Raw genomic sequence first — 23,942 nt, forward strand, 5'->3', positions numbered from 1 at the left:
TGCTAAATATGAAGTGCCTATTGTATCAAAATTTGAGTTATCAGGAACAAATAATGATGTAGAATATTTTAAGGAAAAGATGGTAAGTTTGATTAGAAGAGATGAAATCTAAAATATGGACGTTTTTACACGCTTCTCGATTAACCCCCTGTTTATGTCCGTAAAGAAGTAGAGGAATTTTCTTACTCTGAACATATATGCGCTCCTAGACCAGGTGTATTTCAATTATATGGTATAATTAATATATGGGGTATATTTAACCAAAAAAAATAATCCTAAACCAGGATTAGCTAAATTCTACATACTCAATATTGCTAATTAAGTAGATGTATATTCGTTTTTAAATATATTCAAAAACCACTCTTTAGAAAAACTAGTTCTCTTAAGTGCTTTTTGTTTTGCTAAAATTCACGGGTGGCTCCCGTTTAATATAAATACTTTACATACGGAAAGGATGTGTAAGACAATAATTCACTAACTTATGTAAGAACGTAGTCATTTAAAAATGAAAAACGAAAGGATAGATTAAAATGTTAACTACAAGTATAATTACATTTCTTATTAAGAATGCAATCCCAGGACTGCTTCTTAATATATTCATAGCATTATGTCCCTCTTTGAATGCAGGGATTCCGATTACACCTTTTCTAATTTGGAAAAACGCAAGATTCCAAATTTCAGCTGTGATATTTTCTTTAACAGTAGTGTTACTTTTAAGTCTTTATGTGTATTTGAGTATGCCTGCTACGTTAATGATTCAACTTTTTTTATTTCTATGTCAATTTGGGTTATTTCTTTCGGGACAGCTGGCTGGCTATTTCCAAAAGAAAAGAGAAGAAAACACTAATATTAACAAGTTTAGTGCTTAAGGTTGGCTGACCTTTTTGCACGATTAACTCCTTCCTTTGCTGGGAAGGGGTTTTTACTTATATACTAATTATTCTACATAACCAATATTATCATACACGTTAATAAATAACAATAATTATGTGTCATAGAATTGCACCAAAAATGCATCACAGAATTGCACCAAAAATGCATCACAGGATTGCGCCAAAAATGCATCACAGGATTGCGCCAAAAATGCATCACAGGATTACACCAAAAATGCATCACAGGATTACACCAGAAATGCATCACAGGATTACAACAGAAATGCGTCACAGGATTACAACAGAAATTATTAATAATTTATGTGTAATTGGGGTTCGACCGAGATACTTGTAAAAGTAAGCCTATGACTCAAAATTACATGTATATCGGCTGTACCCTTATAATAGCTTTTCTTTTAATTAATGCAATGATGAATTCCCTCTCTTTTCTCGCATATACACTGCAAATTGCATCATTTCTTCTTGGGTAAATTGTCTTCCTTCAGTTGCCCCTTGTGTAGACGTCCCAATATATGCTAAATCATCCCATTTAGAAAATGGTTCTTCTCCTTTAAAGACCATTTCACTATATCTTTTCCATTCCCCGTCAATGTTTACTACATTATATCTGCCCTCATTAGCTAAGAAACTCATCGCAAACATTTTATCAGAGTAATAGAAATCACATTCCCTATTCGGATCGAGTAATTCTTCCCAACTAATATTAGCCTTTAAATCTTCTTCTGGAATTTTACGTTTCTCTGTTTCAATTAGCTCATAAGATGAAATTGGTAAATTTTCTAACTCATCATCATATACTTCTTTCATGATCCAACAGTCTTTACTAGCGTCTGCTGCATAATATTGATACCATTCATTGTCATGCGTTTTAAATACATAAATAAATCCATTTGTAACTGTCTTACGATAAGTTTCAATGATATAACTATGATTAAAATTCCCTGTTTGGTCATATAGTGTGTCATCATTATCATAAGTTTCAGTTTCAACAAAAAGTTTCTTTTTCTGTCCCTCAATTATATATTCATAGCCGTCTACTACTGGAAAGTCTTCTGGATACTCATTCATACACTCTTTTTCTAATAAACAGTCCTTCACTTTGCTTATAGCTGCTTTTGGAATCTCTTTTAACTTTACGAACTCTTCAAATTCATTATTAATATCTATTCCATAAGGCTCTAATATTTGATGCAATTCTCTAGCAACCCTTGTTTCTTCGTAAATCATATATTCATACTCTTCAGGATTGAATTCTGTTACTAAAACATATCTATCCAATGGGTTGATAGTATACGTATTTACCCATTTATTAGGCTGCTTGAAAACTCCGTGTGGGATTAAATATCCCCATAGCACCACATACTTCTGAAATTTCTCTTCTGGCACTACAAAATAGGATGAACCTTCGTTTGTTTCTCTTTCTAGTACACGTTTTCCACTGAACAATTTACGCATATACATACCCCCATGATTAGTACAAAATAATAAAATATAAGGCCCATACTAAGTGTAATACTATCATATTTAAATTGAAATACGGCTCTAGGTACATATTTCGCAAGAAATCTAACCAAAATAAAGATAATATCTCCATTTCACACAAAATAGTATCCAAAACAGACGAGACCGAATCCATTAAGCGGATTAATTAAGCACAAAATTAAATGTAGACTATTACTTATGTACTTTATTTTTTATTAAATATTACGGTACGTGAAATTATATATATCACTTATTAAAAAAGCCCCCATAGATCTTACACCTATGAGAGCTACCTAAGGGTATTTAGACTTTCGACTCCATTCTATTGTAACAGGCTTTCACCATACATGAGAAACATAATGAACCAAAAACAGACAATCATAATAAGAAACTCTTTAACCCCTTGCTGAAAGGAAATATGATCTTCTTCCATTCTACATGCCCCTTTTCTCTACAACTTTTTATATGCTAAAATATAGAGGAAAGAAACCTGCCAATTTCTTTCCCAGATGGTAACTCAGACTTTTGCTCTTTGTTTGCTTATGCAAATGAAGAGCTTTTATTTTGCATACTTATACTTACTTTCTAACATCGCATAACGCAATAGCTTTAACTTTGTCTCTCTTTTCAATGCTTTCCACTCAGATACACCAATTTTCATGTCTCATTCCTCCAATAATTAAATTTATTATTTATATAGCTTATAAGTTCCAATTGTAAATCGTTCTAATTTGTTTATCGCTAAATCCTTCATGAACAGCGAAGATTTCTGGAAAATCCGAGAGACACAAATCAATAATTGTATTATCAGTTGTTCTTATATAATAATACTGAACAGCCCCTTCATAATTCGAATATAAATAGTATTTATGAATTTTATAATTTAATCCATTCTTCTCTAATACCTCATAAAGCTTATTTTTAGTTTCATCCATTACGTCAAAAATAGTTAACTGCTCCATTATTAACAGCTCCTCATTGCGTAAATTTACTAAACTAACTCTAAGAACAAGGTTGTTTCATTATGTTCATTGGTATGCACATTAAACCTTTTTCCGGTAGCTTCTAATGCACTAAAAAGCATTCTTTTATAACCTAAATCCATAAAATCTACACTGATTTGACCATGATTCATAATAAATTGAAGATCAGTCATCATCTTTTTAACTTTCCGTTCCATGTAATAACCTCCTCAATATAGTTATATAACTTATATAACTATTCTATTACTCATTTTTCTGGTTGTCAATATAAGTTATATAACTTATAATGTTTTTTATAGAGGAGGTTGCAATATGGCTGTTAATAAAGACAAGTACACTCAAATTTTAGTTACTTTTACAAAAGAACAAGTAGAACAAATAGAAAATTATTGGCATGAAAATAAGCTGAAGAACCGAAATGAAGCAATTCGTCAGATCGTAGACAAAGGGTTAAGTCGTAAATAATGGCTACCCTTTTTATTTTCCATAAAAAACCTAAAAACGCATTTAAATCCCCTCTCTCCCTTTACATGCGTTTTCATAACAAATATGACTTATTATATTAATAACCCCGCCAAAACCGCATACAACTAAATCTGAAGGGTCATTTTTTAGTTGAACTGATTTTTTTCATGTATTCTTTAAACAAATGAAAAAAGAGCCGGATTTTCATCACAGCTCATGTATTAATTGGTTCTGTATGTGTACATGTCGGATATTGTGAACAGCCAAAAAACTTATTTCCTGTTTTATTTGAATTACGAACGACTAAATCATGTTTACATGTTGGACATTTTCGTTCTGCAGGTTTTACCCCTTGATACACATCTTCAGCCGAATATTCGGGATTGATTTTATTAATCAACTTCTGAAGTTCTACACGATCTATTAGTTTTACATGACAAGCTTCCGCTAGTTCCTTTGCTTGTCTTGTATATACACTGTTTGTTACAACCCAGCCCTCATGTGCTTTGTAATAGGCTTGCGCTGCATATATCTCTTGTACGGCACTGATACCGACTCTATTTTTCATCCCGTAGCGTTTTGCCTGGATTACAATACGATTTTTTCCCTTCAATATCAGATCCGCTCCAAAATCATTTGACTGTTTTGTTACTGTTGGAGAATAACCCAACTCTCGAAAGAGAGCTTTTAGGTAAACTTCGAATTGATGTCCGTCCATTTTGTCTATATAACGAATACCAGACTTAGCCATTCGCTTTAATATTCTTCGCTCCTGGATCTTCCGGTACATGAATTTACACATACGAAAAAGAACATAAAGGATAAAACCATACATTAAAATTTGTAATATGTTTGGCATTTCTGGTAGATTAGACACTTCGCTCCACCTCTTTAATTGGTTTCATTTTCTTTGGTTGGGCTGTTTCTTTTGCCTGTTGCTCACTCACTTGTTTCTTCCGGACATCGTTCCAATCCTTTTCATTCCTTGGAATATCCTCTTTAAGATCTACAAAGCATTTCATTGTCTGAATGAAGTCTTTCCCAGCTTTATCATTATCAACTGCCATGATGACCTCTTTAATATCGTGCCCTTCTTTTTTCGCATCCATTAAAGATTGAATCACTGTTTTTGACTTCAATCCATGCATAGACACCAGGCGAGCATTTTGTATCTTATTTTGCTTGATACTCCAATGAGATAACATGTCGATTGGATCTTCATAAAAATAAATCTTATCTGGTTTACCTACATCAACCGTAAAACCGGCATTGATTTTTTCATAATTCGGGACAATTTGCTTAAAGCTTCCTCTTTTATTCTCCATTTTGACTGTACCTTGACGGTTCATACCAATGACTTGCCCTTTGCCCCCTTCTTCTCTCCATTTGAACACCACGTTATTTTTCTTATCCTGGGCGATAAGATCCTTTTTAATCAGCCAATTCACCAGGCGAGGATCTATTTTCCGTTCATGAATTAGATATTCTTTTATCTCTGTTTGCTTATTTACTTCCAGGTGTTTGGGATAACTAAAAGGCTGCTGCTCTTTTTTTCGCTCCTCTTCAGCTTTTGAACGATCAAACTCTTTGTAGTCCCCCTTCTGAATGTCCATCACGGCTTGTGGGAACGTCATGTCATAGTACATCATCGCAAAGCTAATCGCTCCATATCCTTTTTCCCCTCGACTATTCCAAGCGTATTGATTGCCTTTAATGATGAGACTGTCATGCTCCGTATGACGATAATAGTTACCTTCTTTCTTAAACGTTTCTCCTTTTGCTTCCAGATATGAAATCAAGTCAACTTTTCTTGCTTTCATCGCATCCTCCGCACTGACATATGCCATTACGGAATCCCCCCTTTACTCTATAAAATGAAATAAAAAAGAGGACTATTCCGTTTCCTAGTCCTCTTTTTCTACTTATAGTTGATACATTTTATTTTTATTTGCCGAATAAAAATTTTAATCGCTTCTCCTGTACGCTGTATGATAAACGAGCGTCAAATTTCTTCCCGTTTTTGTTTGAGATAAACCCTTTGATCTGATCCGTTACATTCTTTTCTAATAACTTTTTCACATGGTTACTACTTAAATTTTTACCAGAGAATGTACCAAAAATAATGAAGTCACAGCCTTTTTTATATTTCTCACATAAGTAGTTACTTTTCCCTACAAGAACCCTACTCTTACACAATGGACATTTACCAATGGTACGATCTTCAGTCGTTGGAAAACGGAATTTCAAACTTCCGTCCGCTTCCATATAGATAGCTGCTGTAAATTCTCCCTTTTCTCCTTGAAAGCCGTTGATAAAATCTGTTGTTTTATACTGAAGTAGCTTCTTCATTTGATTGCCAGGGATTGCTTTCCCTTTCATTTTGGCTGGTAACATAAAATCACATCCGTTTTTATGCTCTGTGCATCCATAAAATGTTTTACGATGAAGCATATCCCCTTTTTTACATTTTGGACATTTACCAAATGACAGCTCCTCTTGTGTTGGGAACTGAAATTTAACTTTTCCTTCATGTAATACGAGATAAGCGGAAAACTCCTTCTCATTGGACTTAAATCCTTTTAAAAGATCTGTTTTCTTATCTTCAAACAACTTTTTCGCTTGCGCCTCCGGAATCGCTTTTTCTTTAATTTTTTTCGGTAAGGAGATTTCACATTCCGGATAATTACTGCACCCATAAAAATTGCCTTTATGAAGGATTTTTCCTTTTCTACAAGGGCATTTGCACACCTCAATTTGCTGATTCCAGGTATTAATAATGCTATCCGACACCTTATCATCCATTGCGCCTAATTGTTCCACCGTATCTTTTACAAACGTATTTGTTTTTTCTACGAATTCTTCATAATTCATTTCATCCTTTTCGATCATGTAAATCATCCCTTCCATTTCAGCCGTATAAGCTGGATTTTTAATTGTATCTACCGGAAATGCATCTATAAACGCACGACCAATAGGTGTCGTTCGAATTTGATTATTGGTGATATCAATATAGCTACGATCTAACAGTTTCGGAATAAATGTTTCTTCTGTTGCCACTGTCCCAATCCGTTTCCCTTTCATGAGTTCCTTCAAATGTTCATCATCTAATTTACGGCCTGCCGTTTCCATAAAGGTTAAAATGGAACTTTCCGTATGAAAGGCTGGTTTCTTTGTTCGAGACTCAATCAAGTCATACTGAACGATTCTGAAAGAATCTCCTTCTTGTAAAATAGGTATCTGGAATGCTTCAACTGACCCCTCTTCTATATCCTCTTGAAACACACTTAGAAACCCTTTCTCTTGTAGGATTTTTTCTTTTGTACTGTATGTGTTGCCCTCTTGATCTATAAAATGTACTTCTCTTACCAGGTAGATTGCTGGTTTCATAAAATTACCGATAAATCGTTTTACAATTAAGTCATATAACTGTTTTTCTAATGGTTCTCGGTTGGTCCCGACAAATAATTTTGTTGTTGGGATGATGGCAAAGTGACTACTGACTAATTCATCATTAAAAGTAGAATGCTTTTTCGTAATAGAAGATGGAATTACTTGTTGTACGAGATTTGCATAGGCGCTTTTTTCTAACGCTGTCATTACTTCTTTCACTCGTTCCACTTGTTCTGTAGGTAAGTGCCTGGATGAAGAACGAGGATATGTAATAAAGCCTTCTTCATACAAACTCTGAATATGCTTTTTTGCTGTTTCCGCATTTATCTTCAGTTTGGCGTGAGCATCTTTGTAGATATCCGTTAAGTTATATAATAATTTTGGTTTCTTTTTTCTATTGCTTTCTTTAAATTCCGTTACAATTACATTCGTTTCTTTCAAGCTATCTCCAAGCTTTTGTAGTGGCGATGGATCTATCAGTTGATCTTCTGTTTTCATTACTGGTGATAAACCATTTTCCGTTAGTAGCTTTAAATTGTAATAGGTTTGTTCTTTATAATTTTGAATAGCGATTTCCCTTTGACGGATTTCATTCAAGATACACATTTGAACACGACCAGAAGCCAATAAGAATTGGTTTCTTGCTAGTTTGGATGTACAACCTCTCGTAACATTAATTCCTAGAATGTAATCCAGGTATTGCCTCGCTTTAGCGGATTGAGCAAGCCCGTCATAGTCTGTTCCTGGTTCTAATCGGTTTAATGCTCCTTCTAATTCTGCGGCTTCATAGGAAGAAATAAAAAGACGGGATTCTCGCTTGTTCACACCTGCATGTTCAACTATCTCACGATAGATAAGCTCACCTTCTCTATCTGCATCACAGGAGTTGACCACATGATCTACATCGGGACGATTTAACAGTTTAACTAATATTTGAATTTGTTCGAGACTATCCGATTTCGCTTTATATTCCGGCTCTAAAATAATTGGCAAGTGATCAAATTTGAATTCTTTGTATCGTTCATCCATCTCTTCGGGATGTTTTAGCTCTAATAAATGTCCTCGGCACCAACTAATAATGTAATTTTCATTTTCATAGTAGCCATAATACGGCTTACTCCCTGGATACTTTTGTGAGTTTCTAAATCTAGGTGATTTTAATAATTCAACAGCTACCTTCGGCTTTTCAGCAATAAACAATGTTTTTCCCATACGTAATACCTCCTATTAATCTGTAATTTCAGTTTCATGCTTCCATTTCTTATTTCTCCGCTTTTTCACCATTATCTGACCAAATAATAGCGACGTGTTCAAAAAGACAGCTACAAGGAACATACAGCCTGCAAACAGCCATACATTCATGACATTCACTCCTTTCGTTCTATAAAAAAGAAAGAGGGCTTTTCTTTTACCCTCTTTCTTTTCTGGATATAAAAAAATCACTTTCCGTTTTCTCAATTGAGTAACAAAAAATGATTTAATCTGGTGTTCCTGTTATAAAATTTTTCATCGTTCCATTTCCATTGTTTCTTTTTTTCTACCCGATTTCTTTGTAGCCTTCGACTGGTCTACATTACCAGGCTCTGGTTCCTTTTCTTTTTCTTTTCCATTCGTTTGTTTTCCGTTCAATGGCTGAAATTTTTTATCTACATCTATTTCCTTTGAAGTTGTAGACTGATTCATCGTTATTCCTTCCTTTCCAAGCTTCTCATCCACCTGGTTTTCTAATTTTACAACGTGTTCCCGGCTTACTAGCTCATTATCAATCGAAATATACTTTGTTGTATAATATCGCTCCTGAGCTTTTACACGAGTGACAATACTATCAATATCATCTGGTGTTTCTTCATATTGTGAACGTCTGTATGCTTCGTATTTCCAACTTAAATCCTTATCAAATGTAGTTGACTCTTTTTCTTTTGTAGGTTGAATTTGTTGATCTAAAGAGGCAATAGGTGCATACCCTTCTTTTTTCATTTCTTTATACAATTCCACTTCTTTTTCATTAAATGAGTAATCTTTTTGTCTCTCCGCTTTATCAATTAAACGTCCATATCGTTCATCTTTTACGATTTCATCTAGACTCATATTTGCATCTTTTTCATAAACAACAAATGACAAATTTCCTCTTCCATCAAAGATAGAACTTTGAACCTTTTCATATAAATCTGGTTTCAAAATGTTATCTAAATAGACATTTTCTCGGTTTCCGTTCTTTTCCAATAGGGAAATATATAAATCGTCCCGATCTGTTTTATCTTGATTCCATACAGACAAATAATTGATATCTTTCGTAACGGCATCCATCATATGGATTCTTGCAAGCTCTTCATCTTGTATACCGTTTGCTAATACTTCAATTGTTACTAAATGGTTGGGTGTCTCTTTCGATTTTTCTAATGGACTTTCCTGTGCTTTTTCCATCGGTATTTCTTTGTTATTTCTATGGTTCACCACCTCATCTCGTAACGCTTGTTTTACTTCATCCGATAGATACCTTTTCTCGTTTAATACTTGTTCATACGGGGTCTTGTAATCCCCATCCCCCATACTGAAACAATCCATACTCACAAGCTCCATTCTCCCAAAATCCCTATCTACTTCTTTTGGAACGGCAATGTGATAACGAGCTTGATTGAAAGGGATGGTTACACCTCTTTCTTTAGCTTCTTCTCTTGCTTTTTCAATACTTGAAATGACTTCAGCCATTTTTTCATTGGCTTCTCCAAATGGGATCAGTTGATTATTCTTAAAAGTTTCGTTGTCGCTCCATTGAATTAACATAGTAGGACGATTAATTTCATTTTGATTTAGTGCTGCATACTTTTCTTGATTCGCTTCGTTAAATGCATCAATAAATTCTTTATCACTCAATTTTTCTGCGCCTTCTATGGGCTCAAACGCTCGGTTTCTATCCGCTTGTTCCCTTAACTCTGCAACAGAAACAAGTTCTTGTGTCGTGTTACTTAAACTCATGTATTCCACCAGTAAGATATTTTTTTCATCCTGTTTTTCATTTCCTTTTGCCATACTTCCCACCTCTTTTTCATTTATTTGTTGTTTTTCTTTTTCCAAACTACTTTCAATCGTTTCGATGAATTCAATGGAAGTTTCATGTACTTCTTTCAACAACTTGGTTTTATCTTTCATTTCTTTTCCTTGTGTCCAGCTCGCTAAATATCCTAACGAATATTCACTTGTATCAATCCCAAAATAAGAAGAAACGGCGTAAGCTGTCATTTCTGCTTGAAACTCTTTTTCTGGTGCTGTGTAATTCATACGTGTCTCTGCGGTATGAAGTTTGGCATGCGCCAATTCGTGAAGAAGTGTTTTTACATTTTGTAATTCACTGTTTCTAGGATTCAAGGCAACCTCTTTTGTTAGGGGATAGCTCACACCTTTTGCGACACCCAGTTCTGATTTTGGCGCAATAATTTTCACATCGTTTTTTTCCGCAATGGCTTCCATTCCTTTATACAAACTCTGGTAATCTGTAACGCTCCCTTCTAGCCAACGATTCGGAAAAATACGAGGAAGATCTTCCGCTTTTGCGTTTGTTTGAGACACGTCAAACACATGGCCGACAGCAAAATATAAGCGACCTGGTATCACTTCTACGCTTTTAGATTCAATTTGTTTCTTCTCTTCCTCATTTGCTTTAGTTACTGTTTTCCAAGTGCCTTCTTTGTCCTTAAATTTTGCTACAGTTCGGTTTGGAACAAGGATTTTTATTCCTTTCTCACCCTTCTTAACCGGAAATCCTTTCTCTTTCCAAAAAGAAAAGGAACCCACTGCCGTGGCTCCTTGGAATTGACTCTGTATTAATGAAATATTAGATGGTGAATAGTGATAAAACTTTGCCATAAACGTTAAGTACTCTTTTAAATCTCCCGGTGTACGAAAATAACCTTCTACGCTTTTTTCCATCTTTTTTGTTAAAGCTTGCACCGCTTCTTTCTTTTCTTCTGGTGATTTCGTTTGATATTTTTTCTTATAACTTTTACTCATGATCTTCTCCTACTCTTTCACTCGCTTTTTGTAATTCCTCCATTTCTTCTTCATTCCATCTCTCAGCTGTATCAAAGAAAAGCTCATGAGTTTTCACATTAACCGGAACTAACATATTTTCTTGATTCATAACATGAACTGCAAGTTCTTCCTCTTGTTCTCGTGTAATTTTGATTGTTAGTTCTTCATCTTTTACAAGTAAAACAAGTTCACCTTCTCCAACCTCTTTGATGACCCCTAATGCGATATCTTCATGAAATAATAACATCCTACTAACCTCCTGTTTTTTTATAAAAAGAAACAATGTAGCTTACGTTACATTGTTCTTTGATGCCTCATGATCTAAACGTTTTTGTCTTGCGTTACTAATCCGTTCCGCTACGACTTCTTTTGCCATCTTCACACCCCCTACTTCAATTTTATCCGTTGTAATAATACTTTCTAAATCCAAGTCATTAGCAAAAAAGTATCCATTTAATAACTCAATTAAAACCTGTGTGTTTCTATCCGCACTATTTGCACCAAGACGAATTTTTGTTAGTTCACTTTTTAACACATCATGTAAGTTTTTTGATACCACTTCCGTTACATAATTTAACGACCATTCTGTATTTTTTGCCGCTTCATGCTCCTTGCAAATTCGTCCCATTGCTTCGCCTGTATATCGAATTCCGTGTTCTTCCATATAATCATTTATATAATCTTCTGTCGCTTGATCCATCGTTACCTGTCTTCTAATTGTACTCATTTAATAACCCCTTTCATTTTGATACGCACTCTCTTTTTGCATACGCTCATAATACTTTTGATTCTTCCAGCTTTCATATTCACTTTTAAAAGCACTTTCTACTTTCCTCATAGAATATTGAATAGATACATTCTGCTGAAATTTTCGAAATGACTTTGATTTTTTCATGTGATGGATTCTTTTTTGTTCTTTATCATATGCCTTCATTTCTTGTAAAAAAGCGTTGCCCATTCTTTTATACAGATCACTGATTTTATTCGTTTTATAATTTTCATATTGCTTCTTATCATACTTTCCTTCCCCATATGCTTCTTTAAAAACTTGCACTTCTTTATCTAACTTTTGGAGAAACTGATCGTAATCTTTTTTATGATGATGTTGAATATACCGACTGCTTAATTCATCAATTTGCGGCTTTAATGGTTGAATCGTATTGTAGCTATATTGCCACTGTCTTTTATCACTTGGTAACTGTTTATAGATTTGTAAAAACAATGGTTTCAAATGTTGATTACGCCAATCAAAAACGGAATCTTCTTTTTTCCTTCCCACCATATTGTTTCGAATCAGATCATTAATTTGTTTTTGTTCCTGCTTACGATCTAACAAATTATTTACGACTTTACCCTTCATCGAATCTAATGTTTTTGGTTTTCTTTTACCACGTTCTCTCGTTGGAAATGGTTCAACAGTTGCCACATGAATATGAATATTATCCGTATTAAAATGAATGGCTGCCGACCAAATAGAGCTTTTTTCCAACCCTTCTCTTTTTTGCATTTCCTTCATCATAAGCCTTGTTACATCCATTAACTTTTTCTCATCCAACGTTTTTGTTTTCTCATCATAAATTCCTTGTTTCTCTAGCCAGGGATTATGAAAAGAAATGACATCTTGCCACATGATACTTCCATTCTCATGAGCGGTTTTAAACATTTCCTTTAAGGACTTTTTCTCACTTTCTGTTAAACGATTTGCGTGTTCCGTAAATAGTGCCGATGTCTTTTCTGAATTACCCATATAGTCTTGATACGTTTCGAACATTTTCGGATTCAACTTCACTTCACTTTTCGCTTCCTCCCGATCTACATAGTCAATATAGTTTTGAAATGCATCCGAATTTGGCAACACAAATTTCGTTTTTAAAACAACACCTGGTGTGACGGAAGACTGAACAGGAACAGCATTATTCATTTTCATCATCCTGCATCATCATTTGAATAAACTCATTCATTTTTTCCATTACGCTATAACAATCACTCATCATATGGATGTTCTTTTCAATGAGATTTTCTAATTCCATTTCCCTTTTATTTTGTTGCTGAAAAAATGCCAGCATTTCAATTTGAGCTTTCAAAAATTTTTGCCGGGATATTCCCTTTCTCTTTGCCATTTCATCTATTTTCTTTAAGGCAACTGGATCTATATCTCTTATTTTTAGATTCACAATTTCCGCTCCTTTCTGCAATTCTGGGTAGAGATCAAAAAATAGTGAGAAGAGCATAAGGGGTTTCTGCCCCCACCGAGGGTGTGGGGCTAGGCGGAGCCTAGCGAAACGATGGGGGCAAGAAAATCCTCTAGGTGAGTACTCACTGATGACACAAATTAAACTAATGAGTACTCACTGACGATACAAAAACCAACAGATGAGCACTCAGTGAGTACTCAAATATCACTGGTGAGTACTCACTGACGACATGACTTTTTTCACTTTTTATTAATTTCTTGTGCCTTTTGATCTAACTTTTTGATTTTATCTCGTGCAATTTTTTGTTCTCCTTTAAACAATTCCACGTTCTTTTCTGATGATTTTATTTTTGATTCTAGGGATGCTATTTTTGATTGTGTTTCCGTTTTTTCTGCTTCAGTTTGGTACTTCATTTCATCTTGTAGTTCTTTTATTTTTTCATAAACTGTCTTTGCGTTTTCTTCTTCCAGTTTGATTGCTTTCCCATAATTTTTTATCTTTGTTTCGATATCCTTTTTGTCTCTTTCTATAAAATCCAACTCATATGTTTTTTTATCTTCAGCTATCAATTCGTCATTCGCTTTTGTTTTTCTTTGATCGGTAAAAATCGTCTGAACTAATTTATTCGGACTTTTTGTTGCTGCATTTTCTTCTTCAGCTTCGTTCACATCTTGTGTGAATTTACGAATATCCATTTGTTCTTTTTCACCATTTTTATTGTAAATATCGAAAGCTAACGCTCCCCAATTCGGAGATAAGTCTTTTACTTCTACTACGTATTTTCCGTTCTCCTCATACAATACTTTGACAGGTAACTGAACACCTGGATTTGCTTTTTGCTGTGCCTTAAATGTATATCCGGTTTCCTCATATCCTTCTAATCGAAAGTAAATTTGTATAAAGTTTTTGTGTGGATTGTATTCCCTTTTCTCTACAACCAATTTCCCCATACCCGACAACTTAATTACTTTATTTGTCTCTGTATGGAATAGTTTTTCATCGTTTGGCATGTAAATTTTTGATGTCAAGAAAGCGAAAAAACCCAAAAATAGAAAGCTGATAATTGTTAAGTAGATCCATGACTTATTTTTTCTTAGATTGATTCTTTCACTCTTCTTACCAATTGCTCCTATCACACTCTCACCCCACCTTTTCCGTTATAAAACTTTCATATTTAACTCTTCCACACTTGTAACTCGCCATGTTTCATTTTCTTTTTTCATGATGATTCGTAACACATTGTTTACTTTTTCTTCTCGGTTTTGCGTTGAATCTGTCGTGACATTTATAAATTCAGCTAACACATTTACCTCCTCTTTATCGGGTTCATTTTCTTGTAAATAAAACTTCATTTCTATTGGTTTCGTTTTATACGTATCTCCTAATTCATATTTATCAGCTGGATAAAATTGTTGTAATAGTTCTTCACTCATAATGGATTTTGCTTTTTCTTTTCGCTCACTGTAGCCTTCTTTTTCTCGATGAAATGATAATTGGATAAACGTTTCGGCTGTCGATAAATACGCCCTTCTCTGTTGTTCTTGTGCGGAAGGAAGCACCTTATCCAGTCGTTTTTTTAAGTCTTCATTTTGTTTTGTTAGTAATTCATTTGAAAGTTTTAACTGTTTTTCTTTGCCATCACTCATTGATTTTTTGCTCAAATAGATATTAAAAGCTGTTACACCTACAACTAAAATGACAAACACAATAAACAAAGATTTTCGTTTATCTTTCATTCTTTTAGTCTCCTATTCTTTCAGTTTTTAGAACCTTCTTACATGACCAGAAAAGACTTTTTTCCAATACGGATTATTTAAATCTTCAATAGAAACACCTTTATTCGTTTGGCATCCAATGAAAGTATTTTTATCAATTACAATGCCAACGTGTCCGTCATGTTTGTAGGTATCAAAGAAAATAACATCACCCGGTTTCATATCATTTGCTGATACTTTTGTACCAATTTTGTTTAATGTTTCCGTACTTACAGCTCCTATCGGACTGGTATACATCCCTACTTGTTCGAATGCCCAGCGTACAAAACTTGAACAATCAAAAATCCCTCTAGCGATGTCATTTGTGTTACGTCCTCCACCAAATACATAGGTAGAACGCCCTATCCATTGGCGACCTACATCGGCAACTTTTGAACCGCTACTGCCTCCACTTCCTGGATTTCCTCCTCCACCAGAAACGACAGAACCCGGCTGATAATATTTTAAAACTGCGTCAACGTACAAAATGTCGCCGTAGCACGCTTGATATGGTACGGCTTCTGGTCTAAGGCAATGATACATGCCAGTATGTTTTACTTTTTGATACTGTTGTTGTGAAAATTTGATTGCTAATTCTTTCGTATACTTGCCACCATTTGCACCTACAAAATCAAAAAATCCTGTTCCGAAATTGTACGCTTGGAGGGCTGTTTTGATATGATCCATGTCACCAGGACTCGTTACTCTGGCTCTTTCTATCGCATGTTTAAACTCCTGTACACCTGCCCAAATGCTGTAATCTGGATCTGTAATACAGTTTGGTGATTTACAATATTTCGTATTAAATGCGCCTTCGGAACTCTGCATCGGATCACTACCACGTCCTCCGCTTTCTTGCATCATTTGTGCAAGCATTAAAGCTACAAATGGTTCCACACCAAAGGCTTTCGCATGCTTTCGAATCGTAGGCTCCCATTTTAAAACTTCGGGCGAAACATTCATGACTTGCCCTTCACCTGTATACGTAATATCCCCTGCGTCCGTTCCACTTTCGCCCCCCATTGCCGCAATAAAAATACTCATAACTCCAAGTAAAAGAAAAGAAAAAAGACCCATCACAAGTAGCGCTAAAGTGATGAGCCATTTCTTTGGTATAACCTTCAAAACTAGATGCATGGTATTAAGCACCTCCCCCGAATAACATCAATTCTTCATCTGTTACTTCTACATGGAAGTGAATGTTTTTTACAGCTCCAATACTTAAAATGACATCCCCTGTTGGTAAATGTGGAATCGCTGCAATCTCACTTTCACTTAACTGTCCTGCAAATACTTTTCGTAACATATCTAAACTGTTATTATCTTGCTGCATAATAAATTTGTACTGTGTAAGTTCAAATAACTTTTTAATTTCATCAATCATTTCTTGTGAAGATCCTTCCGGTACAAAATCCCGAATCGTGTGACTTGCATATAAAAGCCCTGCAAAATATTTTCGATCTTCACGACTAAGTTTTGTTAAAAATTGTAGCGCATGGGCGCTTTCTTTTTTCGTATTTATGATATGATGTGCCTCGTCAATAATAATGAAATAACGAACTACATCTTCAAACGCAAGTTGCTTTTTGTTAAAGGCTTTTAATTGAGGCGCACCGTTTGAAATCATCTCATTCCAAAGGAGATTTAACACATTAAAAATCTGTGCCTGGAATACCTCTGGTTTAAAACTGGATATATTCCGTAAAGAAAAAGATACAACCTGTTCTTTCTTGAAATCTTCAATTGTAGTTGGCCCATCAAATAATTCTGCATATGCTTCTACTAAATTTACAAGATTCAATTCAATCAACTCTAAACGATGTTTTCTGCTTTCTCCTAAATTCTCATGGTGTTTTCTATTTTCTACATCCTCATATAATTCATCACGAACAAAAGATAAAAAGTTTGAGAAAATGGGATACTCGTTTGGTGTTCTTGTTGTAATTTCATTTTTCGCTCCTTTTTCGTCATTCCATAATCCCATACGAATATATAGTTTACGAAGTAAATTTTCATATTCTTTAATTTCATCATCTTTTGCTTCTGGTGCAATGAACCGATAAATAATTGTCAGTTTAGATAAATGCTGGGTAAAACTGACTTCCTCACTTTCTGCTGTCTTATATACTTGAAGTGGGTTAATCTGACCTTGTGATCCATCTAACGCAATTGTCTTTCCACCTAGCTCTTCTACTGTATCTGTAAACTCTTCTACAACATCAAATACCCGAACAAAGTGACCCTTACTTGCATAATCCACCGTTTTCTTTTTTAACAATGTTGATTTACCCGCACCAGACTTTCCAACCATTACACCGTTATAACTCTTTCTTTGATTGTCTTTATGAAAAATATCAAAAATAACATTTCCTTTTGTTTTCGTTGTTCCATAATACGTACCGTATGGATCGTGCAAATAGGAATAATGAAACGGACACCCACCAGCCAAACTGACTGCCGGAATTTCTTTCCCTTTTCTTCGGTTCACATAATTTTTTTGTGTATCAAAGCTCGTTACGAGTGCATCCCATTCATACTCTTGTTCATTTAAAAAGACAGCTCCTCGAAAATTATAAGATTCTAATGTTTCCAGGATTTCTTTTACTTGTTTTTCTAGCTCATCTATTGTTCTAGCGGAAACATAAATACGAATGTGAATACGTTTCATGACCTCACCTTGTTTCAAATCCGTATAGAGAGCTTCCAGCTCTAAAAATTCATTTTTTGCATCGATCCGATCTATATTATCCTTTGCTGTATCATGCCGAACACTTTGTTCACTCATGGATTTATTAATCGATTCAACAACTTCATTTCGATTATCACTCATGACATCTAATGTTGTGATCACATTTGGCATATTCATAATTTGCTCTAACCAAAAATCATTTACCTCTGTTGGATAATCATAAACATGAATGCAAGTACCTAATCCATCACCTGTTTGAAAATAACTTTCTTTAAAACTAATTCCCCCTTGTGGCTGAACTCTAGCCACTAAATAAGGGTTGTAACCTTTTTTCTTTTTTAGTTCTTCTTGTTTTTCCTTTTTGGATTTTTTACTTTTGAACGCAAACATATTGTTTCCCCCTTACTACCATATATTTTTCGTTCCTAATTTTGCATTTTGATTAAACAATTTAAACATAAGCTCTAACTTTTTCTCTTCATCCACCTCTAATAGCTCGGTAGAGCGCTTGATATATCGCTTTGCTGCATCCACACGTTCTTTTACGATTAATTCCGTTTCTCCGTAAATAAATAAGAAGGCTTCCCGATTGGTTCTGCCCCATTCTAAAAACTGCAGTTCTTTTAACTTTTGATTTAAAATTCGTTCATACAAAGGATTGGTACATTCTTTTATTTTTTTCTCTATATATCTTTGCTGTTCGGTTGTTTGACATGGAAAGTTTAAAAAAACGAGTTTAATGGACTGCTTGTAAGCTTGATAAAAATACGCATGTGAGAAGATAACAAAAGCTTGCTCATCGCTATTCTTAGAGAACATATCGTCACCTTCTACTTGAAGAATTTCTAAAAATTCCTCATTTTTCAGCTCAAATATGCCATCCTCCGTCATGTCTACGATTTGCATAATTTCCGCAATACTTTTCTTTACCTTTGGTGGTGCTTCTTTCTTTTTTCTAGATAAAAAGCCTAACAGTTTTGGATTTTTCTCTTTCGAAAGGTCTTTCTTTGGCTTTTCTTTCTTCTGTTTTTTTACTTTTGGTTCTACCTTCGTTTTTTCTTCTTTCTTTTTGTTAGGTACCACCTTCACAATTTCTTTTGGTTCAGAAATTGATTCTTTTACATTTTTTTCGTTAAATCGAAATGCATTTTTCTTTGGTCTCTCTAGTTGTTTTAGCTCTTCTTTTTCTACATCTTTTTCGCTGAATAACGCCATATGTGATCCCTCCCTTATTGATCGTTATCAATGGCGCAATATGCACCTTTCCTTCTTAGCAATGTAATAATCAATACTTCATACATTCGTTTTTGAGGATTCGTACTTGGTCGCCAAATCATGATAATTGCAATAGCTACCATGAAAATAATAAATGGTAACTGAAAGGACTCATGTACGAAGTTCCTAAGAATCATCGTTACAACTAATAAACCAATTAATAAAAAGAAATCTATTAAGTAAAGAACTTTATTAATCCGTAATTCTGTACTGATTTCCTTCGGAATCCGATAGCTTCTCATCGGGATTCCCTCCTTTTCGACAATAAAAAATAAGCGTACGATTACGCTTATTTTTTATCCGTATTCTTTTTATTTTTGTTCACGATATCTCTCCAACTTTTACCCGTATTTTGACCCATTTGATAAAAACGCTTTGTATTTTGTACCGTTTCAGAAGTATTAATTCGTTCTTGTACTCCTCTTACTTTTTGTTTCACTGATGATGTCGTATGTTTAACTTTATCCGTTGTATATTGTCCCAATGTCCGTGTTTCCTTACTTCTACTTGCTGCCACTTCTTTATCACTTTCATAAGGAATAATTGGGCTACTATGTGTCACCGTTACGATGTCGGCTGATGCCGGGCTTCCTCCGCTTGGTGCTGATTTTGGAGCTTCCATTGGTGCCGGGCTTCCTCCACTTGGTACTGATCTCGGTGTTTCCACTGGTGCCGGGCTTCCTCCACTTGGTACTGATCTCGGTGTTTCTACTGGTGCCGGGCTTGATGTTTGACTTCCTTCACTTGTTCCCTGTCTTACTGTTCCTGGTGTTTGATTTCCTTCAATTGCTCCTTGTCTTACTGTTCCTGGTGTTTGACCTCCTTCATTTGCTCCTTGTCTTACTGTTCCTGGTGTTTGATTTCCTTCACTCGCTCCTTGTTCTTTTCCAGCTTCTTTCATCTCATCTTGAAGACTAGTTGTTCCCGATTCTTGCCCATTTGCTATCCCAGGGTTTTCGTTCCCTCCTCTTTTCATGTCTTCTTGAATAGATGGCGTACCACCATTCTTTTTATCTTTTTCCTTATTTAAGTTACCTTTTTCTTTGTCCTTATTTGCTAACTCATTTCCCTTTGCTTTCTTCTCACCAGCTTTTTTCATTTGATCTTGCAAGGACTCTTTATTTTCAGACTCACTCCCTTTTTTCAAACCACTTATAAGACCAGCCACGCCACCCGTTGCCATCGCTGCCGCACTTGCTGTTTTAGCTGTTGCAACACTAGTTCCTTCTGCTGCACCTTTTGCTCCTTTTCCGATCATATTTCCGAGACTCTTCATTGGTTTTGAATTTGCGAGACTGCCAATTCCTTTACCAAGTGCGAAACCACCTACTAACATGCCCCAACTGCTCTTTAACCCAATATCTATACCGAATAACCTTTCTACAGCTGCTGGACCATCTAGAACAGCCATACTAAATGCGGCTAATGCAATCAGATACGGTACACCATTTAGTTTGTCATGGAGGAATGCCGTACCCATTAGATATAGCTTCAAAGATAGGAATATCATAATCGTTGCTATAAATATATTGAGAATATTGGATAACACAGCTTTTAACTTTTGACCATTCGCAACATCCGCTGGTGCTAATAGATTCGCTAACAAGTAGTTAAATGCTAACTCATAAAATAATCTAGCTAATTTAATACTTACTAATAACAAAGTTAATCCTGTTATCAGTAAAGTAAAGAATATATTCCAGAAATTCCAATGCCAGCGATAATACTTTTCTGGAAAGAAATCAAACCATCCATCTTTTAATTCAGCTAAAGATGCGACTCCCATCCCATCCATTATCCTTTTATACTTAAGAATATCTTGACCACCCTCAGATAATTCCTTATCCTTCGCAAATTCAAAATCTTTATCTATCTTTTCAGTAATATCAATTTGTCTAATGCTTTTTTCCGGAATATTATTTTTCGGATTCATATCTTCTTTCTTTTTCCATCCATTTTGATCTATTACTGCAACATCCGTTATATTCTTCTTAATAATTTCATCACTTAAAGAACCCTTTTGTTCAGATTTCACAACCGCTATGGCATCATCGGTGAACTTATCGACCTTTGTCATACCAGTACTTAATAAACAAAGTACACTCAATGTTATGAAAATATTGATGATAATTTGAGAACGATTCATTTGTTTATTCATAATAAACATGTAGCCAATATATAAAAACGAAATGGCTAAAAGAACGACAAACAATGGATATAACATATCAACAAAATTTTGTATTTCCGGTGAATTAAAGAATCCTTTAATCCCCAGTATGGCATCTGTCACACCTTCTAAAGCATCTACAATTAAAGATAATCCTACAATTAGGAACCATCCTAGCCAACGCAATACATAATTCACGATGTCTCCTACTTGAAGATAATCCGAGAACGATTCTAAAACCTTTAAAATCTCTTCATCTTTCACTATTTACCCTCCTCTCATGCTTGCTATTTCCCTAATACTTCTTTTGCTGTCCAATTCACTCTCTCATTTAGTCTGTCGATACGAATAATCAATTTCCCTTTTTGTTCCCGATCTACTGAAAGGAAAAGAACTGCATCTTCTAGACCAAGAATGACCTCATTTTCTTCTGTCACAAATGGCGAGTAGCTATCTAAAATCAATTGCATTTTATCCGTTATTGTCGGTACACCCATTACCTCTTCCCCCTTTATATTTGGATTCAAAAAAGCACTCAATCATTTGAGTGCTTTCTAACTTGTTACTTGTTCTTTTTCTTCTAAATCACGCAAGATTCGATTAATCTTGTTTTCGACTGCTTGATAAACACTTTTGTCGATGTGGTCATTGTGAGCCAACATTTGAAATTCACTGTAAAACTCGCACATTTCTTGATTTTCAACTTCATCTAATGACTTGCCTAACTGCGCTAAAAAGAACTTATCAACCAGTTTCAAAACCGCTAAATCAGATTCAAAAAATTCATTAACCGTTTTTTCCTTCCAACTTTCAATGGAAAGGGAATCAAACGGGCTGTCTTCCTGCTGAAATGCCTCTTCCGGAATCTCTTCATCAATACCCATCATTGTTGGCTCTTCTACTGGCTGCGATGTCTCTACTGGTGGCAAATCTTCCTGTTCTGGTTCTGATGTTTTTTTCTCAATTTGTTCTGATTTTCTTTCTCCTAGAAAATCTACAATAAGTGATTTTGGATTTACATCATCATGTAGAGAATCAATATCTATATCTAAAATAGATTTATCTGTATCGAACTCTACTCCTAAGTACTCCCATCTGTATTTTAAGGCTGTTTCTCCCGTATTATAAATCGGGCGAGGTCTGATCCGTTTTCTGTTATTATCCTGACGTTTTATGACACGAATAACTGCACTTTCTCCTTCTTTAAAATTCATAAGTTCATTTGCTGTTAACAGTGGTCGTTGATCTAGACTTTCCGTTTTATTTTTATCAGTAGAAAGACCTTTTCCGCTTCGGGAAGATAGATTAATCGTCTGATTCCCTAGTTTTTTAGAAACTTTTTCGGCGGTTTCTTGATCGTTAGTTAGAATGTAAATGGTATTCCCACAGTTTCCATCAATCGTATCTGCATCCTCACCATACTTATTTTTCAATTGTGCATATGCCTGGATTACAAGGTTAAAGCGAATATTTCTACCAAGACAAACCGTGATAATATTTGCCATTCCTTCAATACTCGGCATATTTCCAAACTCATCTAAGCAAAAAACTACTTCACGGTGACATTTCCCTCCACGAGCGAGGGATGCACCCTTTGCCAATATAAAATAAAGCTGCCTTACGAAAATAGAAGCAATAACATGATTTGAGGTATCATAATCAGGTGTAATCATAAAAATAGCAATTGGTTTCTCGAAATAATCCACTGTTATTACTTGTATATCTTCATTTTCTTCTATTACTTTAAATTCTGTATGACCCGTCTTTTCATCTATTTTCGTAATGGAAATGGATGCTTTCTTTTTCTTATTGTCCTTTTCATTACATTGAATGGTATCTCCAACTTGTATTACTTGCTTAAAATCTAATGCAAAACGTCCTTTAATATCTGCTTTAATAGACTCCTTTGAGCCGTCTGGAAATACAATTTCTACTCGTTTTCTAGGTGTTACTTTTCCTTTTATCGTTTTTCCAAAACCGACACGTTTTAAATCCACACTATTTTTCGCTGTCATTTTAGCGATTTCATCAAATGTAAAAATAGAAAGTCCGTTCATTGTTTGGGTGAAAATCCCGCCTCGTGTCGTTCCTTTCGAGAAGTTTGAGGTTGCATATTGCATTTTCGCAACACTATCCGCTGGTAAGCCTTCAAAGTATAAATCTAATGCATTTTGTGGATCTGCTTCCGGATCTACGATTACCTCTTTTGAACCAAGTTCTGATAACATATTTGCAACTGTATACATTGTGATTTTTTCTTCTGTACCTTCCGCAATGCATTTATCTGTAACGGCTAATATCATGGCGTTACACAAGCTCATAGCGCACTGTTGCCAAAAAGGATCTTTTACAGTTGGGTTGTAATATAAAGTGTGAGAAAGTGTTTTACATAACGCTTGGGCTGTTGAATAATCTCCCTCTTTATAGGCATCTTTGACTAGCTGCAATAAGTTATAACTCATAGAATCTAGTGGGGTTGATAAATTCAAAACTTCAATGTGATACCCTCGTTCTTCCAGCGTTTCTTTCGATGCGCTGAACAATTGTGCGTGATAGGTAAAGCTTTGATATCATCTCCACCTTTTCCCCCACCTAACACCGTACGTGACAGTTTCCCGTC

Annotated in this window: 22 protein-coding genes and 2 pseudogenes; 3 read left to right on the forward strand and 21 right to left on the reverse strand. The window is 35.0% G+C overall.

All coding sequences use genetic code 11. From position 1 onward, the window contains the following. Both RBB48_RS29245 and RBB48_RS29250 read left to right on the forward strand, forming a co-directional pair. Positions 1-112, forward strand: a pseudogene (locus tag RBB48_RS29245) (class Ib ribonucleoside-diphosphate reductase assembly flavoprotein NrdI); the annotation flags it as partial. Between the two features lie 418 nt (positions 113-530). Then, a complete protein-coding gene (locus RBB48_RS29250) occupies positions 531-869 on the forward strand; it encodes a hypothetical protein (protein WP_306008632.1) in 339 nt (112 codons plus the stop codon). A 423-nt stretch (positions 870-1,292) separates the two neighbouring features. Here RBB48_RS29250 and RBB48_RS29255 read toward each other — a convergent pair whose 3' ends face one another. The 3 genes from RBB48_RS29255 to RBB48_RS29265 all read right to left on the reverse strand — a co-directional run bounded on the left by RBB48_RS29255 (position 1,293) and on the right by RBB48_RS29265 (position 3,555). Then, positions 1,293-2,348 (reverse strand): hypothetical protein, encoded by a 1,056-nt coding sequence (locus RBB48_RS29255; RefSeq protein WP_306008633.1) that lies wholly within the window; start codon positions 2,346-2,348, stop codon positions 1,293-1,295. 728 nt (positions 2,349-3,076) lie between these two features. Next, positions 3,077-3,337 carry a hypothetical protein gene (locus RBB48_RS29260; RefSeq protein WP_306008634.1) on the reverse strand — a complete coding sequence of 87 codons (261 nt, stop codon included), beginning with the start codon at positions 3,335-3,337 and terminating at the stop codon, positions 3,077-3,079. A gap of 29 nt (positions 3,338-3,366) precedes the next feature. Next, complete coding sequence (locus tag RBB48_RS29265; RefSeq protein WP_306008635.1) at positions 3,367-3,555, reverse strand: hypothetical protein; 189 nt, start codon at positions 3,553-3,555, stop codon at positions 3,367-3,369. 115 nt (positions 3,556-3,670) lie between these two features. Between RBB48_RS29265 and RBB48_RS29270 the strand changes: the two genes are divergently transcribed. Then, positions 3,671-3,823, forward strand: a complete 153-nt coding sequence (locus tag RBB48_RS29270) for a ribbon-helix-helix domain-containing protein (protein ID WP_000290205.1) — start codon at positions 3,671-3,673, stop codon at positions 3,821-3,823. 214 nt (positions 3,824-4,037) lie between these two features. On the opposite strand, the gene RBB48_RS29275 is transcribed toward RBB48_RS29270, so the two are convergent. The 18 genes and pseudogenes from RBB48_RS29275 to RBB48_RS29360 form a co-directional block, all read right to left on the reverse strand. Continuing rightward, the gene (locus tag RBB48_RS29275) at positions 4,038-4,700 is read right to left on the reverse strand and encodes a restriction endonuclease (protein ID WP_306008636.1); all 663 of its coding nucleotides are present in this window, start codon (positions 4,698-4,700) and stop codon (positions 4,038-4,040) included. Then, the gene (locus RBB48_RS29280) at positions 4,693-5,670 is read right to left on the reverse strand and encodes a DUF3991 and TOPRIM domain-containing protein (RefSeq protein ID WP_306008637.1); all 978 of its coding nucleotides are present in this window, start codon (positions 5,668-5,670) and stop codon (positions 4,693-4,695) included. The genes RBB48_RS29275 and RBB48_RS29280 overlap by 8 nt, the downstream gene beginning before the upstream one ends. A gap of 97 nt (positions 5,671-5,767) precedes the next feature. Then, on the reverse strand, positions 5,768-8,425 hold the full coding sequence (locus tag RBB48_RS29285) for a type IA DNA topoisomerase (protein WP_306008638.1): 2,658 nt from the start codon (positions 8,423-8,425) through the stop codon (positions 5,768-5,770). 15 nt (positions 8,426-8,440) lie between these two features. Beyond that, positions 8,441-8,575, reverse strand: coding sequence for a hypothetical protein (locus RBB48_RS29290; protein WP_306008639.1), 135 nt, complete (start codon positions 8,573-8,575; stop codon positions 8,441-8,443). 144 nt (positions 8,576-8,719) lie between these two features. Further along, positions 8,720-11,221: an LPD25 domain-containing protein gene (locus tag RBB48_RS29295; protein ID WP_306008640.1), complete on the reverse strand. Its 2,502-nt coding sequence runs from the start codon at positions 11,219-11,221 to the stop codon at positions 8,720-8,722. Next, a complete protein-coding gene (locus RBB48_RS29300; RefSeq protein ID WP_098379997.1) occupies positions 11,214-11,489 on the reverse strand; it encodes a hypothetical protein in 276 nt (91 codons plus the stop codon). The genes RBB48_RS29295 and RBB48_RS29300 overlap by 8 nt, the downstream gene beginning before the upstream one ends. A 42-nt stretch (positions 11,490-11,531) precedes the next feature. After that, a complete protein-coding gene (locus RBB48_RS29305; RefSeq protein WP_050845701.1) occupies positions 11,532-11,969 on the reverse strand; it encodes a hypothetical protein in 438 nt (145 codons plus the stop codon). Then, complete coding sequence (gene mobP2 / locus RBB48_RS29310) at positions 11,970-13,163, reverse strand: MobP2 family relaxase (protein WP_306008641.1); 1,194 nt, start codon at positions 13,161-13,163, stop codon at positions 11,970-11,972. Next, on the reverse strand, positions 13,156-13,416 hold the full coding sequence (locus tag RBB48_RS29315) for a hypothetical protein (protein ID WP_306008642.1): 261 nt from the start codon (positions 13,414-13,416) through the stop codon (positions 13,156-13,158). Before RBB48_RS29315 ends, mobP2 begins: the two co-directional genes overlap by 8 nt. Before the next feature lie 260 nt (positions 13,417-13,676). Beyond that, on the reverse strand, positions 13,677-14,573 hold the full coding sequence (locus RBB48_RS29320) for a hypothetical protein (protein WP_306008643.1): 897 nt from the start codon (positions 14,571-14,573) through the stop codon (positions 13,677-13,679). A 21-nt stretch (positions 14,574-14,594) separates the two neighbouring features. After that, positions 14,595-15,173 (reverse strand): MerR family transcriptional regulator, encoded by a 579-nt coding sequence (locus RBB48_RS29325; protein WP_306008644.1) that lies wholly within the window; start codon positions 15,171-15,173, stop codon positions 14,595-14,597. A gap of 27 nt (positions 15,174-15,200) precedes the next feature. Further along, positions 15,201-16,328: a bifunctional lytic transglycosylase/C40 family peptidase gene (locus RBB48_RS29330; protein WP_306008645.1), complete on the reverse strand. Its 1,128-nt coding sequence runs from the start codon at positions 16,326-16,328 to the stop codon at positions 15,201-15,203. Between the two features lie 4 nt (positions 16,329-16,332). After that, the gene (locus tag RBB48_RS29335; protein WP_050845522.1) at positions 16,333-18,270 is read right to left on the reverse strand and encodes a VirB4 family type IV secretion system protein; all 1,938 of its coding nucleotides are present in this window, start codon (positions 18,268-18,270) and stop codon (positions 16,333-16,335) included. A 15-nt stretch (positions 18,271-18,285) separates the two neighbouring features. Then, the gene (locus RBB48_RS29340) at positions 18,286-19,095 is read right to left on the reverse strand and encodes a hypothetical protein (RefSeq protein ID WP_306008646.1); all 810 of its coding nucleotides are present in this window, start codon (positions 19,093-19,095) and stop codon (positions 18,286-18,288) included. Between the two features lie 14 nt (positions 19,096-19,109). After that, positions 19,110-19,397, reverse strand: coding sequence for a DUF5592 family protein (locus tag RBB48_RS29345; protein ID WP_001258280.1), 288 nt, complete (start codon positions 19,395-19,397; stop codon positions 19,110-19,112). Positions 19,398-19,444: 47 nt separating this feature from the next. Further along, on the reverse strand, positions 19,445-21,586 hold the full coding sequence (locus RBB48_RS29350; RefSeq protein WP_306008647.1) for a pLS20_p028 family conjugation system transmembrane protein: 2,142 nt from the start codon (positions 21,584-21,586) through the stop codon (positions 19,445-19,447). Positions 21,587-21,609: 23 nt separating this feature from the next. Next, a complete protein-coding gene (locus RBB48_RS29355; RefSeq protein WP_050845525.1) occupies positions 21,610-21,819 on the reverse strand; it encodes a hypothetical protein in 210 nt (69 codons plus the stop codon). Between the two features lie 57 nt (positions 21,820-21,876). Further along, a pseudogene (locus RBB48_RS29360) lies at positions 21,877-23,868 on the reverse strand (VirD4-like conjugal transfer protein, CD1115 family); the annotation flags it as partial. Between the last annotated feature and the right edge of the window lie 74 nt (positions 23,869-23,942).

Source organism: Bacillus sp. MMSF_3353, assembly GCF_030733445.1.
Classification (GTDB): Bacteria; Bacillota; Bacilli; order Bacillales; family Bacillaceae_G; genus Bacillus_A; species Bacillus_A wiedmannii.

Coding starts and splice junctions, on each gene's coding strand:
- RBB48_RS29250 (WP_306008632.1), top strand. CDS start 531: ATGTTAACTACAAGTATAATTACATTTCTTATTAAGAATGCAATCCCA.
- RBB48_RS29255 (WP_306008633.1), bottom strand. CDS start 2,348: ATGCGTAAATTGTTCAGTGGAAAACGTGTACTAGAAAGAGAAACAAAC.
- RBB48_RS29260 (WP_306008634.1), bottom strand. CDS start 3,337: ATGGAGCAGTTAACTATTTTTGACGTAATGGATGAAACTAAAAATAAG.
- RBB48_RS29265 (WP_306008635.1), bottom strand. CDS start 3,555: ATGGAACGGAAAGTTAAAAAGATGATGACTGATCTTCAATTTATTATG.
- RBB48_RS29270 (WP_000290205.1), top strand. CDS start 3,671: ATGGCTGTTAATAAAGACAAGTACACTCAAATTTTAGTTACTTTTACA.
- RBB48_RS29280 (WP_306008637.1), bottom strand. CDS start 5,670: ATGGCATATGTCAGTGCGGAGGATGCGATGAAAGCAAGAAAAGTTGAC.
- RBB48_RS29285 (WP_306008638.1), bottom strand. CDS start 8,425: ATGGGAAAAACATTGTTTATTGCTGAAAAGCCGAAGGTAGCTGTTGAA.
- RBB48_RS29290 (WP_306008639.1), bottom strand. CDS start 8,575: ATGAATGTATGGCTGTTTGCAGGCTGTATGTTCCTTGTAGCTGTCTTT.
- RBB48_RS29295 (WP_306008640.1), bottom strand. CDS start 11,221: ATGAGTAAAAGTTATAAGAAAAAATATCAAACGAAATCACCAGAAGAA.
- RBB48_RS29300 (WP_098379997.1), bottom strand. CDS start 11,489: ATGTTATTATTTCATGAAGATATCGCATTAGGGGTCATCAAAGAGGTT.
- RBB48_RS29305 (WP_050845701.1), bottom strand. CDS start 11,969: ATGAGTACAATTAGAAGACAGGTAACGATGGATCAAGCGACAGAAGAT.
- mobP2 (WP_306008641.1), bottom strand. CDS start 13,163: ATGAATAATGCTGTTCCTGTTCAGTCTTCCGTCACACCAGGTGTTGTT.
- RBB48_RS29325 (WP_306008644.1), bottom strand. CDS start 15,173: ATGAAAGATAAACGAAAATCTTTGTTTATTGTGTTTGTCATTTTAGTT.
- RBB48_RS29330 (WP_306008645.1), bottom strand. CDS start 16,328: ATGCATCTAGTTTTGAAGGTTATACCAAAGAAATGGCTCATCACTTTA.
- RBB48_RS29335 (WP_050845522.1), bottom strand. CDS start 18,270: ATGTTTGCGTTCAAAAGTAAAAAATCCAAAAAGGAAAAACAAGAAGAA.
- RBB48_RS29340 (WP_306008646.1), bottom strand. CDS start 19,095: ATGGCGTTATTCAGCGAAAAAGATGTAGAAAAAGAAGAGCTAAAACAA.
- RBB48_RS29345 (WP_001258280.1), bottom strand. CDS start 19,397: ATGAGAAGCTATCGGATTCCGAAGGAAATCAGTACAGAATTACGGATT.
- RBB48_RS29355 (WP_050845525.1), bottom strand. CDS start 21,819: ATGGGTGTACCGACAATAACGGATAAAATGCAATTGATTTTAGATAGC.